Raw genomic sequence first — 13,819 nt, 5'->3', positions numbered from 1 at the left:
GTCCCCCTCAGGGCTGCTAGTCGCGGGCCGCGGTCAGGTGTTCCGCGTGTTCCTGGAGGGAGCGGACGCCCACGTCACCGTGGTTGAGGGCGTCGATGCCCTGGACGGCCGCCGCGAGCGCCTGGACGGTGGTCAGGCACGGCACGGAGCGGGCCACCGCGGCCGTACGGATGTCGTAGCCGTCGAGGCGGCCGCCGGTGCCGTACGGGGTGTTGACGATGAGGTCGACCTCGCCGTCGTGGATGAGCTGGACGATGGTCCGCTCGCCGTTCGGACCGGTGCCCTCGGACTGCTTGCGCACGACCGTGGCGTTGATGCCGTTGCGCTTGAGGACCTCGGCCGTGCCGGAGGTGGCGAGCAGCTCGAAGCCGTGGGCGACCAGCTCGCGCGCCGGGAAGATCATCGAGCGCTTGTCGCGGTTGGCGACCGAGATGAACGCGCGGCCCTTGGTGGGCAGCGGGCCGTAGGCGCCCGCCTGCGACTTGGCGTACGCCGTGCCGAAGACGGAGTCGATGCCCATGACCTCGCCGGTGGAGCGCATCTCCGGGCCGAGGACGGTGTCGACGCCGCGGCCGTGGATGTCGCGGAACCGCGACCACGGCATGACGGCCTCCTTGACGGAGATCGGCGCGTCCAGCGGCAGCTCGCCGCCGTCGCCGTTCTGCGGCAGCAGCCCCTCGGCGCGCAGCTCGGCGATGCTCGCGCCCAGCGAGATGCGGGCGGCCGCCTTGGCGAGCGGCACCGCGGTCGCCTTGGAGGTGAACGGGACCGTACGGGAGGCGCGCGGGTTGGCCTCCAGGACGTAGAGGATGTCGCCCGCCATCGCGAACTGGATGTTGATCAGGCCGCGCACGCCGACACCCTTGGCGATGGCCTCGGTGGAGGCGCGCAGCCGCTTGATGTCGAAGCCGCCGAGGGTGATCGGGGGCAGGGCGCACGCCGAGTCGCCGGAGTGGATGCCGGCCTCCTCGATGTGCTCCATCACGCCCCCGAGGTACAGCTCGTCGCCGTCGTACAGGGCGTCGACGTCGATCTCGATGGCGTCGTCCAGGAAGCGGTCGACGAGGACCGGCCGGGACGGGCTGATCTCGGTCGACTCGGCGATGTACGAGGCGAGGCGGGTCTCGTCGTAGACGATCTCCATGCCGCGGCCGCCGAGGACGTAGGAGGGCCGGACGAGGACCGGGTAACCGATCTCGTCGGCGATGGCCTTGGCCGCCTCGAAGGTGGTGGCCGTGCCGTGCTTCGGCGCCGGCAGGCCGGCCTCCTGCAGGACGCGGCCGAAGGCGCCGCGGTCCTCGGCGGCGTGGATCGCCTCGGGCGGGGTGCCGACGATCGGCACGCCGTTGTCCTTCAGGGCCTGCGCGAGGCCCAGCGGGGTCTGGCCGCCCAGCTGCACGATCACGCCCGCGATCGGGCCCGCGAGGGACTCCGCGTGGACGATCTCCAGCACGTCCTCGAGCGTCAGCGGCTCGAAGTACAGGCGGTCGGAGGTGTCGTAGTCCGTGGAGACGGTCTCCGGGTTGCAGTTGACCATCACGGTCTCGTACCCGGCGTCGGACAGCGCGAAGGAGGCGTGCACGCAGGAGTAGTCGAACTCGATGCCCTGGCCGATGCGGTTCGGGCCGGAGCCCAGGATGATCACCGCGGGCTTCTCGCGGGGGGCGACCTCGGACTCCTCGTCGTAGGCGGAGTAGAAGTACGGGGTCTTCGCGGCGAACTCGGCGGCGCAGGTGTCGACCGTCTTGTAGACCGGGCGGATACCGAGGGCGTGCCGGACCTCGCGGACGACGTCCTCGCGCAGGCCGCGGATCTCACCGATCTGCTGGTCGGAGAAACCGTGCCGCTTGGCCTCGGCGAGCAGGTCGCGGGTCAGCTCGGGCGCCTCGGCCAGCTCGTCCGCGACCTCCTTGATCAGGAAGAGCTGGTCCACGAACCACGGGTCGATCTTCGTGTACTCGAAGACCTCCTCGGGCGTGGCGCCCGCGCGGATGGCCTGCATGACGGTGTTGATGCGGCCGTCGGTGGGGCGTACGGCCTCGTGCAGCAGCGCTTCCTTGTCGCCGGGCTCGCCGACGAAGGTGAACTGGCTGCCCTTCCTCTCCAGCGAGCGCAGCGCCTTCTGGAAGGCCTCGGTGAAGTTGCGGCCGATGGCCATGGCCTCGCCGACCGACTTCATGGTGGTCGTCAGCGTGGAGTCGGCCTGCGGGAACTTCTCGAAGGCGAACCGCGGGGCCTTGACGACCACGTAGTCGAGCGTGGGCTCGAAGGAGGCCGGGGTCTCCTGCGTGATGTCGTTCGGGATCTCGTCCAGGGTGTAGCCGACGGCGAGCTTGGCGGCGATCTTGGCGATCGGGAAGCCGGTCGCCTTGGAGGCCAGCGCCGAGGAGCGGGACACGCGCGGGTTCATCTCGATGACGATCACGCGACCGTCCTCGGGGTTCACCGCGAACTGGATGTTGCAGCCGCCGGTGTCGACGCCGACCTCGCGGATGATCGCGATGCCGACGTCGCGCAGCACCTGGTACTCGCGGTCGGTCAGCGTCATCGCCGGGGCGACGGTGATCGAGTCGCCGGTGTGCACGCCCATGGGGTCGAAGTTCTCGATGGAGCAGACGACCACGACGTTGTCGTGCTTGTCGCGCATCAGCTCCAGCTCGTACTCCTTCCAGCCGAGGATGGACTCCTCCAGGAGCACCTCGGTGGTCGGCGAGAGGGTGAGGCCCTGGCCTGCGATGCGGCGCAGCTCCTCCTCGTCGTGGGCGAAGCCGGAGCCGGCGCCGCCCATGGTGAAGGAGGGACGGACGACGACCGGGTAGCCGCCGAGCGTCTCGACGCCCTTGAGGACGTCGTCCATGGTGTGGCAGATGACCGAGCTGGCGGACTCGCCGTGCCCGGTCTTGCGGCGGACCTCCTCCACGACGTCCTTGAACAGGTCGCGGTCCTCGCCCTTGTGGATGGCCTCGGGCTTGGCGCCGATCAGCTCGACGCCGTACTTCTCCAGGACGCCGTTGTCGTGCAGCGCGATGGCGGTGTTCAGGGCCGTCTGGCCGCCCAGGGTGGGCAGCAGCGCGTCGGGGCGCTCCTTGGCGATGATCTTCTCGACGAACTCCGGGGTGATCGGCTCGACGTAGGTGGCGTCGGCGATCTCCGGGTCGGTCATGATCGTCGCCGGGTTGGAGTTGACGAGGACCACGCGCAGGCCCTCGGACTTGAGCACGCGGCACGCCTGGGTGCCGGAGTAGTCGAACTCGGCGGCCTGGCCGATGACGATCGGGCCGGAGCCGATGACCAGGACGGACTGGATATCGGTGCGCTTAGGCACGCTGGCCCTCCATCAGGGATACGAAGCGGTCGAACAGGTAGGCGGCGTCGTGCGGGCCCGCTGCGGCTTCGGGGTGGTACTGGACGGAGAAGGCCGGCTGGTCGAGCAGCTGCAGCCCCTCCACGACGTTGTCGTTCAGGCAGACGTGCGAGACCTCGGCGCGGCCGAACGTGGTCTCGCTGACCTTGTCGAGCGGCGCGTCCACGGCGAAGCCGTGGTTGTGCGCGGTGACCTCGACCTTGCCGGTCGTACGGTCCTGGACGGGCTGGTTGATGCCCCGGTGGCCGTACTTCAGCTTGTAGGTGCCGAAGCCGAGGGCGCGGCCGAGGATCTGGTTGCCGAAGCAGATGCCGAACAGGGGCGTCCTGCGCTCCAGGACGGCCTGCATCAGCGCGACCGGGCCGTCGGCGGTGGCGGGGTCACCGGGACCGTTGGAGAAGAACACCCCGTCCGGGTCGACGGCGTAGATCTCGTCGGCCGTCGCGGTGGCGGGCAGGACGTGCACCTCGATGCCGCGCTCGGCCATGCGGTGCGGGGTCATGCCCTTGATGCCGAGGTCGACGGCGGCGACGGTGAACCGCTTCTCACCGATCGCCGGGACGACGTACGCCTCCTTGGTCGCGACCTCCTCGTAGAGGCTCGCGCCCTTCATGTGCGGCTGGGCCTGCACGCGCCCGACCAGCTCGGCCTCGGGGGCGATCGCCTCACCGGAGAAGATGCCGGCGCGCATCGAGCCGCGCTCGCGCAGGTGGCGGGTGAGGGCGCGGGTGTCGATGCCGGAGATGCCGACCACGCCCTGCGCGACCAGCTCGTCGTCCAGGGCGCGCTTGGCCCGCCAGTTGGACGGCACGCGCGCGGGGTCGCGCACGACGTAGCCGGAGACCCAGATGCGCCCCGACTCGTCGTCCTCGTCGTTCCAGCCGGTGTTGCCGATCTGCGGGGCGGTCGCGACGACGATCTGGCGGTCGTACGACGGGTCCGTGAGGGTCTCCTGGTAGCCGGTCATACCGGTGGAGAACACGGCCTCGCCGAAGGTCTCCCCCACGGCCCCGTAGGCACGGCCGCGGAAGGTGCGGCCGTCCTCCAGGACGAGTACGGCGGGAAGCGCCTTGTTCCTCTGGGAGGAGCTTCCCCTGGTGGAGGTCGTCATCGTGCGCCTTCCGTGTCGTTGGTCATCTGGTTCAGGGTGTCGACCCACTCGGTGTGCTCGGCCGCGTGGTCGGAGCGGAAGCCGGAGTCGATCAGCTTGTCCCCGAGCGCCCAGGTCACCACCAGCAGTCCGCCCTCGGTGAGGACCTTGCCCGCGATGCCCTTGTCGAGCCGGGCGCCGCGCAGCGCGGCGGTGGGGACGAAGAAGTCGCTCGCCCCGGGGCGTTCGACCTCCAGGCCCGCGTCGGTCAGGGTGAGCTCGGCCCGGCTGCGGGTGCCGAGGCCGTGGGCCACGATGCGGTCCAGCCACTGCCCGGCGGTGGTCGAGCCGTGGTAGCGGCCGCTCATGCTCAGTTTCACCGGCCCGGTCTCCTGCGGCGCGCTGGGCGGCTCGGGCAGGCCGCCCTGGAGCGTGCCGCGCCACTTCCAGCCCTCGCGCATCAGCCAGTAGAGGAGCGCGACGAAGAGGGCGAGGCCGACGAGCCAGCCGATGCGGGCCCCCCAGTCGGTGACCTCGGCCGACTTCTTCGCCTCGGCCAGCAGGATTACAGGTGTCACGTGAGCTTCCCGTCGACGAGCGTCGCCTTGCCCCGCAGCCACGTGTGGGTGACACGGCCCGGCAGCTCGCGTCCCTCGTACGGGGTGTTGCGGCTGCGCGAGGCGAAGCCGGCGGGGTCCACCTGCCCACGGTATGCCGTGTCCACCAGCGTGAGGTTGGCGGGCTCACCCACCGAGACGGGCCGGCCGTGACCCCCCGCCCGGCCGATCCGCGCGGGCTTGAAGGACATGCGCTCGGCGACACCGGCCCAGTCCAGCAGGCCGGTGTCGACCATGGTCTCCTGGACCACCGACAGCGCGGTCTCCAGGCCGACCATGCCCATGGCGGCCGCGGCCCACTCGCAGTCCTTGTCCTCGTGCGGGTGCGGGGCGTGGTCGGTGGCGACGATGTCGATCGTGCCGTCGGCGAGCGCCTCGCGCAGGGCGTGCACGTCGCGCTCGGTGCGCAGCGGGGGGTTGACCTTGTAGACGGGGTTGTAGGTGCGCACCAGCTCGTCGGTGAGGAGCAGGTGGTGCGGGGTCACCTCGGCGGTGACGTCGATGCCGCGGGACTTGGCCCAGCGGACGATCTCGACGCTGCCGGCGGTCGACAGGTGGCAGATGTGCACGCGGGAGCCGACGTGCTCGGCGAGCAGCACGTCCCGGGCGATGACCGACTCCTCGGCGACGGCCGGCCAGCCGCCCAGGCCCAGCTCGGCGGAGACGATGCCCTCGTTCATCTGGGCACCCTCGGTCAGCCGCGGTTCCTGCGCGTGCTGGGCGACGACACCGCCGAACGCCTTCACGTACTCCAGCGCGCGGCGCATGATCACGGCGTCGTCCACGCACTTGCCGTCGTCGGAGAAGACGGTGACCCCGGCGGCCGACTCGTGCATCGCGCCCAGTTCGGCGAGCTTCCTGCCCTCCAGGCCGACGGTGACGGCGCCGATGGGCTGGACGTCGCAGTAGCCGTGCTCCTGGCCGAGCCGGTAGACCTGCTCGACCACGCCGGCGGTGTCGGCGACCGGGAAGGTGTTGGCCATGGCGAACACGGCGGTGTAGCCGCCGCTCGCCGCGGCCCGGGTACCGGTCAGCACGGTCTCGGAGTCCTCGCGGCCCGGCTCGCGCAGGTGGGTGTGCAGGTCGACCAGGCCCGGCAGCAGCACCTTGCCGGCGGCCTCGACGATCTCGGCACCCTCGGCGCTGAGGTCCGCGCCCACCGCGGCGATCGTCTCGCCGTCGATCAGCACGTCCTGCGGCTCACCGCCGAGCACCTTCGCACCACGGATCAGGATCTTGCTCATGGGTCTTACTTCTCCTCGGCGAAAGAGGTGCGCGCGGAGCGCTCGTCGGAAGGCTGGTGGTGGGGGACGGGCGGGCGGGCGTGGGTGACGGCGGGTTCGTTGCCGCCGAGCAGCAGGTACAAGACGGCCATCCGGATGGAGACGCCGTTGGCGACCTGCTCGACGACGGTGCAGCGCTCGGAGTCGGCGACCTCGGCGGTGATCTCCATACCGCGGACCATCGGGCCGGGGTGCATCACGATGGCGTGCTCGGGCATCTTCGCCATGCGGTCGCCGTCGAGGCCGTAGCGCCGCGAGTACTCGCGCTCGGTCGGGAAGAAGGCGGCGTTCATGCGCTCGCGCTGGACGCGCAGCATCATCACCGCGTCGGACTTCGGCAGGGTGCTGTCGAGGTCGTACGACACCTCGCACGGCCAGGTCCCGACGCCGACCGGCACCAGGGTGGGCGGGGCGACGAGGGTGACCTCGGCGCCGAGGGTGTGCAGCAGGTCGACGTTGGAGCGGGCGACCCGGCTGTGCAGGACGTCGCCGACGAGGGTGATCCGCTTGCCGGACAGGTCCTGGCCGAGGCCGGCGTCCCGGCCGACCAGGCGGCGGCGCATGGTGAAGGCGTCCAGCAGGGCCTGGGTGGGGTGCTGGTGGGTGCCGTCGCCGGCGTTGATGACGGCGGCGTCGATCCAGCCCGAGTTGGCGAGGCGGTACGGGGCTCCGGAGGCGCCGTGCCGGATGACGACGGCGTCCACGCCCATCGCCTCCAGCGTCTGGGCGGTGTCCTTCAAGGACTCTCCCTTGGACACGCTGGAGCCCTTGGCGGAGAAGTTGATGACGTCCGCGGAGAGGCGCTTCTCGGCGGCCTCGAAGGAGATCCGGGTGCGGGTGGAGTCCTCGAAGAAGAGGTTGACGATCGTGCGGCCGCGCAGGGTCGGCAGCTTCTTGATCGGCCGGTCGGCAACCCGGGCCATCTCCTCGGCGGTGTCGAGGATCAGGACGGCGTCGTCGCGGGTGAGGTCGGCGGCCGAGATGAGATGACGCTGCATCTGTCAGGCTCCGTAAGGCAGTTCATTCGGGAGGATTGAGGCAAACCGGTCTGCGTGTCGGCACGCCGAAGCGGCCGTGCGCGCCTGACTTGCTACTGGTCGGCCGGCTTCACACCGAGCAGCACGGTGTCGCGACCGTCCTCCTCGGCGAGCTGGACCTTGACCGTCTCCCGCAGCGACGTGGGGAGGTTCTTGCCGACGTAGTCGGCGCGGATGGGGAGTTCGCGGTGGCCACGGTCGACCAGGACCGCGAGCTGCACCGCGCGCGGGCGCCCGATGTCGTTCAGGGCGTCGAGGGCGGCGCGGATGGTGCGGCCGGAGAAGAGCACGTCGTCGACGAGGACGACCAGCTTGCCGTCGATGCCGTCACCGGGAATCTCGGTGCGGGCCAGCGCACGCGGCGGGTGCATGCGCAGGTCGTCGCGGTACATGGTGATGTCGAGCGAGCCGACGGGGACCTTGCGGTCGGTGATCTGCTCCAGCTTGGCGGCGAGCCGCTGGGCGAGGAAGACCCCCCGGGTCGGAATGCCGAGGAGCACCACGTCGTCGGCGCCCTTGGCGCGCTCGACGATCTCGTGGGCGATACGGGTCAGTACTCGCGCGATGTCGGGGCCTTCGAGAACGGGCCGCGCATCGGACGCGTACGAGTTCGCGTGCGTGTCCATACGAAACGGACCTCCTTCTCCGCCTCACGGGACGGACCTTAAAGGACGTCGGATTTGCGCCATCCACCGTATCAGGTCCGCGGGAGGCCTCGATCACCCGGCTGGCGTAGTCGACCCTCCCCACGACGGAAGAGTCGGTGTGGACCGTTCGGCTTGACGCATGAGAGTCACGCTGCGTAACCTCACAGTGAGTTACCAGCCGCGCGGCGGAAGCACAGCCGACCGCGTCGACACAGTGTCCGGGGAGCCATATGTCCAGCGAATACGCCAAACAGCTCGGGGCCAAGCTCCGGGCCATCCGCACCCAGCAGGGCCTTTCCCTCCACGGTGTCGAGGAGAAGTCCCAGGGGCGCTGGAAGGCCGTGGTCGTCGGTTCGTACGAGCGCGGCGACCGTGCCGTGACCGTGCAGCGTCTGGCCGAGCTGGCCGATTTCTATGGCGTCCCCGTGCAGGAGCTCCTGCCGGGCACCACGCCGGGCGGCGCCGCCGAGCCGCCGCCGAAGCTGGTCCTGGACCTGGAGCGGCTGGCCACCGTGCCGGCCGAGAAGGCGGGCCCGCTGCAGCGGTACGCGGCGACGATCCAGTCGCAGCGCGGCGACTACAACGGCAAGGTGCTGTCGATCCGCCAGGACGACCTGCGCACACTCGCCGTCATTTACGACCAGTCCCCCTCCGTCCTCACCGAGCAGCTGATCAGCTGGGGTGTCCTGGACGCCGACGCGCGCCGCGCGGTCGCCACGCACGAAGAGGCCTGAGCCGCTCGACACCTCAGCAGAAACGTGCCGCCGGGGTGGCCGGAACAATACGGTTCCGGCCACCCCGGCGGCTTTCTGCGCGCCTCACGGGGCACGGAGGTACGGATACGCCCGAGGGCCCGCAGCAGTCGCGCTGCGGGCCCTCAGGCGATTGTCGTACCGCTTACGCCTCGTCCCGGCGCAGCGAAGGCTTCAGCTCCTTGAGTCGGCCGAGCAGGCCGTTGACGAACGAGGGCGACTCGTCCGTGGAGAACTCCTTCGCCATCTGCACCATCTCGTCCAGGACGACGGCGTCCGGGGTCTCGTCCACCCAGATGAGCTCGTAGGCGCCCAGGCGCAGGATGTTGCGGTCGACGACCGGCATCCGGTCGAGCGTCCACCCCACCGCGTACTGGGCGATCAGCTCGTCGATGCGCGTCGCGTGCTCCGCGTAGCCCTCGACCAGCTGCATCGTGTACTCGCTCACCGGGGGCTGCCGGGTGTCGGCCCGGGAGAGCCGGATCCAGTCCGCGAGGACCGTCAGGACGTCGGCGTCTCGCTGGTCGCCCTCGAAGAGGATCTGGAAGGCGCGCTTGCGGGCCGTGTTGCGGGCAGCCACGGTTAGCTGTTCACCCGGCCGAGGTAGTCGCTCGTACGGGTGTCGACCTTGATCTTCTCACCGGTGGTGATGAAGAGCGGGACCTGGATCTGGTGGCCGGTCTCCAGGGTGGCGGGCTTGGTGCCACCGGTGGAGCGGTCGCCCTGGACGCCCGGCTCGGTCTCGGCGATGGTCAGCTCGACGGCGGCGGGCAGGTCGACGAAGAGAACCTCGCCCTCGTGCTGGGCGACGGTGGCCGTGAAGCCCTCGACCAGGAAGTTGGCGGCGTCACCGACGGCCTTGCGGTCGATGTGCAGCTGGTCGTAGGTCTCCATGTCCATGAAGACGAAGTACTCGCCGTCCATGTACGAGAACTGCATGTCGCGCTTGTCGACAGTGGCCGTCTCGACCTTGACACCGGCGTTGAAGGTCTTGTCGACGACCTTGCCGGAGAGCACGTTCTTGAGCTTGGTGCGCACGAAGGCCGGGCCCTTGCCGGGCTTGACGTGCTGGAACTCGACGACGGACCAGAGCTGGCCGCCTTCGAGCTTGAGCACCATGCCGTTCTTGAGGTCGTTCGTGGAAGCCACGGTTGCGGAATCTCCTGGACTGACGTACGACCCCGGGGCATGCGCACAGCGCGAGGCTAGAGCGCGAGCAGCTCCTTGGTCGTGATGGTGAGTAGCTCGGGTCCGCCGTCCGCCTCGGGGCGTACGACGAGCGTGTCATCGATCCGGACGCCGCCCCGGCCCGGGAGGTGGACCCCCGGTTCGACGGTGACCGGCACGCAAGCGTCCAGTTTACCCATGGCTGCGGGAGCCAACTGCGGGTCCTCGTCGATTTCGAGTCCGACGCCGTGTCCGCTCAGCGGTGGCAGGGCCTCCGCATAGCCCGCGGAGTCCAGCACCTGGCGGGCCGCGCGGTCGACGTCACGGTAGGCGGCACCGGGCGCCAGGGACTCGCGTCCGGCGCGCTGGGCTGCGAAGACGAGGTCGTACAGCTCGATCTGCCAGTCGGCGGGCGAGGTGCCGATGACGAAGGTACGGCCGATCTCGCAACGGTAGCCGCGGTAGGTGGCGCCCAGGCAGACGGAGAGGAAGTCGCCCTCCTCCACCCGGCGGTCGGTGGGCCGGTGGCCACGGCGGCCGGAGTGGGGGCCGGTGGCCACGGAGGTCGGGAAGGCGGGGCCGTCGGCGCCGTGGTCGACCAGACGCCGCTCCAGCTCCAGCGCGAGGTGCCGTTCGGTGCGGCCGACCAGGATCGACTCCAGCAACTCGCCGAGGGCCTGGTCGGCGATCTCGGCGCCGATGCGGAGGCAGGAGATCTCCTCCTCGTCCTTGACGACCCTGAGCTGCTCCACGGCCCCGCCGAGGCCGGCCAGGCGCAGTCTGGGGGCGACGGAGGCCAGGGCTTTGTGGCGGCTGACCGTGAGGTGGTGTTCCTCGACGGCGAGGGAGTCGGCGTCCTGGGCCGCGGCGAGGCCGGCCGCCGCGACCGCCGGATCGCCTCCGGGTGAGGACAGGATGTGCAGCCGCAGACTCTCGTCCGGCCGGCCTTCGCAGGGACGGTCTTCGGGCGGATCGGCGCACACCAGGAGGTCCTCGCCTTTGCCGAGGAGCAGGACGGAGCCCTGCGGGGCTGCGGCCGCGAGATAGCGCACGTTGGCAGGGCAGGAGATGAGCGCTGCCGCGGTGCCGGCCGCGTTGCAGCGCTCCCTCACTCGGGATCGGCGGGTCGCGTACACCTCTGACATGAGATGAGCGTAGGAGTTCTGGGCGAATTGTGCCGGTTGGTGAGGGCCGAGTGGGGCGTGCCCCGCACCCCCAGGGGTGGAGACGGTCCCCCCCGGCTACCAGCTCGGTGGGCTCGCCATGGCTCTGGCCAGGACCTCGTCGAGCACGCGCGCCGTCGCCGGGATGTCCAGCTGGGAGTTGTCGATGATCGGGAGGCCCGAGCCGTACCAGCCGGCCATGCGGCCGTGGATGCGGGCGACCTCCTCGTCGGTGAGTCGGCGGTTGCCGGTGCGCTCGGCGTTGCGCTCGAGGACGATGTCCAGGCCCGGGAGGAGGACGACGGGGAGCAGGCCGGGGCCGACGTGGCGCTTCCAGCCGCCGAGGCCGACGACGGGACGGTCCGGGAAGACGGCGTCGTCCAGGACGCAGGAGATGCCGTTGGCCAGGAAGTTCCGGGCGGCGAAGCCGCAGGTGCGGCGGGCCAGGCGGTACTGGGCCTCGGAGTTGTCGTTCCACCCCGACTGCGGGTTCGCGTAGCCGGAGCGGACCCATTCGCGTACGTCGTCCAGGCTGATGTGGGCGGTGGGCACCCGCCGGTGGTCCGCCCAGTACTTGGCCACGCTCGTCTTGCCCGCGCCCGCGGGGCCGATCAGGAGCACGGCGAGGGTGGTGGCCGCCGGGTCCGGGACGGTGGCCGCGGCCGGTGGTGCGGTGGGCACGCCGACCGGGCCGCCCGGCGGCAAGGGTACGTGACCGGTGGTGTCGGGTGGCGGCGGGGCGGGGACGTGCTGCGCGGCCGGCGGCGGCGGGGGTGCCGGCGGCGCGGGGGCGGAGGGAGGCGCGGATCCCGCTCCGGCTCCCGGGTAGCCCGGTGGCGGTGGGGGCACGGGTGCGGGACCATGCTGGGCTCCCGGGTGGTGTGCGGCCGACGCCCAGCCGGCGTGCGGTCCCTGCCCCGGCTGGTGGGGCGGCGGCAGCGGAGACCCCACTGCGTGCTGCATCCGTTGCCACTCCGTCTCGTACACACATTTGGCGCTGGCAGGCGGGTGCGGAGCCCGCTCCTCACCGAACGGTACCGCCCCCGGCCGTCGTTTGGTGAAACGACCGGGGGCGGTCCGAAGTGCCCGGCCCGGGAGGGGAATCGGGCGGAAGGAACAGCGGGGTACTTACTGGCCCACTTCTCCGTAGGCGGCGAGGAGGACGGCGGGGTCGGGGCCCTCCAGGACGGTGGGCTTGGCCAGTCCGTCCAGGACGATGAAGCGGAGCAGGTCGCCACGGGACTTCTTGTCGACCTTCATCGCCTCCAGGAGCTTGGGCCACTGGTCGTAGCGGTAGTGCAGCGGCAGCCCGACGGATTCGAGGATGGTGCGGTGACGGTCCGCCGTGGCGTCGTCCAACCGGCCCGCGAGACGGCCCAGTTCGGCGGCGAAGTGCATGCCGACCGCGACCGCCGCGCCGTGCCGCCACTTGTAGCGCTCGTTCTTCTCGATGGCGTGGCCCAGCGTGTGGCCGTAGTTCAGGATCTCCCGCAGGCCCGACTCCTTCAGGTCCGAGGAGACGACGTCGGCCTTCACCCGGATCGAGCGCTCGATCAGCTCGGCCGTGTGCGGGCCCGCCGGAGTGCGGGCGGCCTCGGGGTCGGCCTCGATCAGGTCCAGGATCGCCGGGTCGGAGATGAAGCCGGCCTTGATGACCTCCGCGAGGCCGGAGACGTAGTCGTTGACCGGGAGCGAGTCCAGGGCGGCGAGGTCGCACAGGACACCGGCCGGCGGGTGGAAGGCGCCCACCAGGTTCTTGCCCTCGGCGGTGTTGATGCCGGTCTTGCCACCGACCGCCGCGTCCACCATGGCCAGCACGGTGGTCGGGATCGCGATCCAGCGCACCCCGCGGAGCCAGGTGGCGGCCACGAATCCGGCGAGGTCGGTGCTCGCGCCGCCGCCGACGCCGACGATGACGTCGGTGCGGGTGAAGCCGGACTGGCCCAGCGCCTTCCAGCAGTAGGCGGCGACCTCGGCGGTCTTGGCCTCCTCGGCGTTGGGCACCTGGATGGCGACGGCCTCGTACCCCTGCTCGGCCAGGTCGGCGCGCAGCGCCTCACCGGTCTCGGCCAGGGCCTCCGGGTGGATCACCGCGACCCGCTTGGCCCGCTGCCCGATCAGCCCGCCCAGCTCGCCCAGGAGTTGCCGGCCGACCAGCACCTCGTACGGGTCGGTGCCCGCGGTGCCGGCGACCTGGATCCGGGTGACTGCCTCGCTCATGCTTCCTTCAACTCCAGTGCGTCCAGCGCTGCTTGGGTGACCTCTTCGGGGGTGCGGCCGTCGGTCGGCACGACGGCGGTGGCGACCTCCTCGTACAGGTGACGGCGGGCCTCCATCAGCTCGCGCCACTGCTTGCGCGGGTTGACGGCGAGCAGCGGGCGGGCCGCGTTCAGGCCGGTGCGCTTGACGGCCTCCTCGACGTCCATGGACAGGTAGACCACCCGGTGCCCGGCGAGCAGCGCGCGGGTGTCCGCGTCGAGGACGGCGCCCCCGCCGAGCGCCAGGACGCCCTCGTTCTCGGCGAGAGCGGTGTGCACCGCGCGCTTCTCGATCACGCGGAAGGCGGGCTCGCCGTCGTCCACGAAGATCTCGGCGATGGTGCGGCCCTCGGCGGCGACGATGTCGTCGTCGGTGTCGCGGTAACCGACCCCCAGCCGCTCGGCCAGCAGCCGCCCGACCGTGGACTTGCCCACGCCCAT

General features: G+C 70.9%; 13 protein-coding genes. 1 reads left to right on the top strand and 12 read right to left on the bottom strand.

The genetic code is table 11. From position 1 onward, the window contains the following. Positions 1-16: 16 nt before the first annotated feature. From carB to pyrR, 6 genes are all read right to left on the bottom strand, one after another. Positions 17-3,325: a carbamoyl-phosphate synthase large subunit gene (gene carB, locus ACFZDC_RS29000; RefSeq protein ID WP_391328586.1), complete on the bottom strand. Its 3,309-nt coding sequence runs from the start codon at positions 3,323-3,325 to the stop codon at positions 17-19. Next, positions 3,318-4,475, bottom strand: coding sequence for a glutamine-hydrolyzing carbamoyl-phosphate synthase small subunit (carA, locus tag ACFZDC_RS28995; RefSeq protein WP_391328584.1), 1,158 nt, complete (start codon positions 4,473-4,475; stop codon positions 3,318-3,320). The genes carB and carA overlap by 8 nt, the downstream gene beginning before the upstream one ends. Continuing rightward, on the bottom strand, positions 4,472-5,032 hold the full coding sequence (locus tag ACFZDC_RS28990; RefSeq protein WP_391328582.1) for a hypothetical protein: 561 nt from the start codon (positions 5,030-5,032) through the stop codon (positions 4,472-4,474). Before ACFZDC_RS28990 ends, carA begins: the two co-directional genes overlap by 4 nt. Continuing rightward, the gene (locus tag ACFZDC_RS28985; RefSeq protein WP_391328579.1) at positions 5,029-6,315 is read right to left on the bottom strand and encodes a dihydroorotase; all 1,287 of its coding nucleotides are present in this window, start codon (positions 6,313-6,315) and stop codon (positions 5,029-5,031) included. The genes ACFZDC_RS28990 and ACFZDC_RS28985 overlap by 4 nt, the downstream gene beginning before the upstream one ends. Before the next feature lie 5 nt (positions 6,316-6,320). Beyond that, positions 6,321-7,352, bottom strand: a complete 1,032-nt coding sequence (locus ACFZDC_RS28980) for an aspartate carbamoyltransferase catalytic subunit (protein ID WP_391328578.1) — start codon at positions 7,350-7,352, stop codon at positions 6,321-6,323. A gap of 92 nt (positions 7,353-7,444) precedes the next feature. Further along, a complete protein-coding gene (gene pyrR, locus ACFZDC_RS28975) occupies positions 7,445-8,017 on the bottom strand; it encodes a bifunctional pyr operon transcriptional regulator/uracil phosphoribosyltransferase PyrR (protein WP_391328577.1) in 573 nt (190 codons plus the stop codon). Between the two features lie 251 nt (positions 8,018-8,268). Between pyrR and bldD the strand changes: the two genes are divergently transcribed. Beyond that, positions 8,269-8,772, top strand: coding sequence for a transcriptional regulator BldD (bldD, locus tag ACFZDC_RS28970; RefSeq protein ID WP_014671524.1), 504 nt, complete (start codon positions 8,269-8,271; stop codon positions 8,770-8,772). Positions 8,773-8,935: 163 nt separating this feature from the next. On the opposite strand, the gene nusB is transcribed toward bldD, so the two are convergent. From nusB to ACFZDC_RS28940, 6 genes are all read right to left on the bottom strand, one after another. Then, on the bottom strand, positions 8,936-9,370 hold the full coding sequence (nusB, locus tag ACFZDC_RS28965) for a transcription antitermination factor NusB (RefSeq protein WP_391328574.1): 435 nt from the start codon (positions 9,368-9,370) through the stop codon (positions 8,936-8,938). 2 nt (positions 9,371-9,372) lie between these two features. Further along, positions 9,373-9,939: an elongation factor P gene (efp, locus tag ACFZDC_RS28960; protein WP_363216411.1), complete on the bottom strand. Its 567-nt coding sequence runs from the start codon at positions 9,937-9,939 to the stop codon at positions 9,373-9,375. 56 nt (positions 9,940-9,995) lie between these two features. Next, positions 9,996-11,102, bottom strand: a complete 1,107-nt coding sequence (locus tag ACFZDC_RS28955) for a M24 family metallopeptidase (protein ID WP_391328572.1) — start codon at positions 11,100-11,102, stop codon at positions 9,996-9,998. Positions 11,103-11,198: 96 nt separating this feature from the next. Next, the gene (locus ACFZDC_RS28950; RefSeq protein WP_391328570.1) at positions 11,199-12,083 is read right to left on the bottom strand and encodes a Pro-rich N-terminal domain-containing protein; all 885 of its coding nucleotides are present in this window, start codon (positions 12,081-12,083) and stop codon (positions 11,199-11,201) included. 165 nt (positions 12,084-12,248) lie between these two features. Further along, entirely contained in the window at positions 12,249-13,340 is a 1,092-nt protein-coding gene (gene aroB, locus ACFZDC_RS28945) for a 3-dehydroquinate synthase (RefSeq protein WP_391328568.1), read from the bottom strand. Beyond that, complete coding sequence (locus ACFZDC_RS28940; protein WP_391328782.1) at positions 13,337-13,819, bottom strand: shikimate kinase; 483 nt, start codon at positions 13,817-13,819, stop codon at positions 13,337-13,339. The genes aroB and ACFZDC_RS28940 overlap by 4 nt, the downstream gene beginning before the upstream one ends.

Origin of the sequence: Streptomyces sp. NPDC007905 (genome assembly GCF_042959345.1) — a bacterium.
GTDB lineage: Bacteria > Actinomycetota > Actinomycetes > Streptomycetales > Streptomycetaceae > Streptomyces.
This window is presented reverse-complemented; position numbering and strand designations above follow the sequence as displayed.

Coding starts and splice junctions, on each gene's coding strand:
- ACFZDC_RS28950 (WP_391328570.1), bottom strand. CDS start 12,083: ATGCAGCACGCAGTGGGGTCTCCGCTGCCGCCGCCCCACCAGCCGGGG.
- pyrR (WP_391328577.1), bottom strand. CDS start 8,017: ATGGACACGCACGCGAACTCGTACGCGTCCGATGCGCGGCCCGTTCTC.
- ACFZDC_RS28980 (WP_391328578.1), bottom strand. CDS start 7,352: ATGCAGCGTCATCTCATCTCGGCCGCCGACCTCACCCGCGACGACGCC.
- carA (WP_391328584.1), bottom strand. CDS start 4,475: ATGACGACCTCCACCAGGGGAAGCTCCTCCCAGAGGAACAAGGCGCTT.
- ACFZDC_RS28985 (WP_391328579.1), bottom strand. CDS start 6,315: ATGAGCAAGATCCTGATCCGTGGTGCGAAGGTGCTCGGCGGTGAGCCG.
- ACFZDC_RS28940 (WP_391328782.1), bottom strand. CDS start 13,819: ATGGGCGTGGGCAAGTCCACGGTCGGGCGGCTGCTGGCCGAGCGGCTG.
- ACFZDC_RS28955 (WP_391328572.1), bottom strand. CDS start 11,102: ATGTCAGAGGTGTACGCGACCCGCCGATCCCGAGTGAGGGAGCGCTGC.
- aroB (WP_391328568.1), bottom strand. CDS start 13,340: ATGAGCGAGGCAGTCACCCGGATCCAGGTCGCCGGCACCGCGGGCACC.
- bldD (WP_014671524.1), top strand. CDS start 8,269: ATGTCCAGCGAATACGCCAAACAGCTCGGGGCCAAGCTCCGGGCCATC.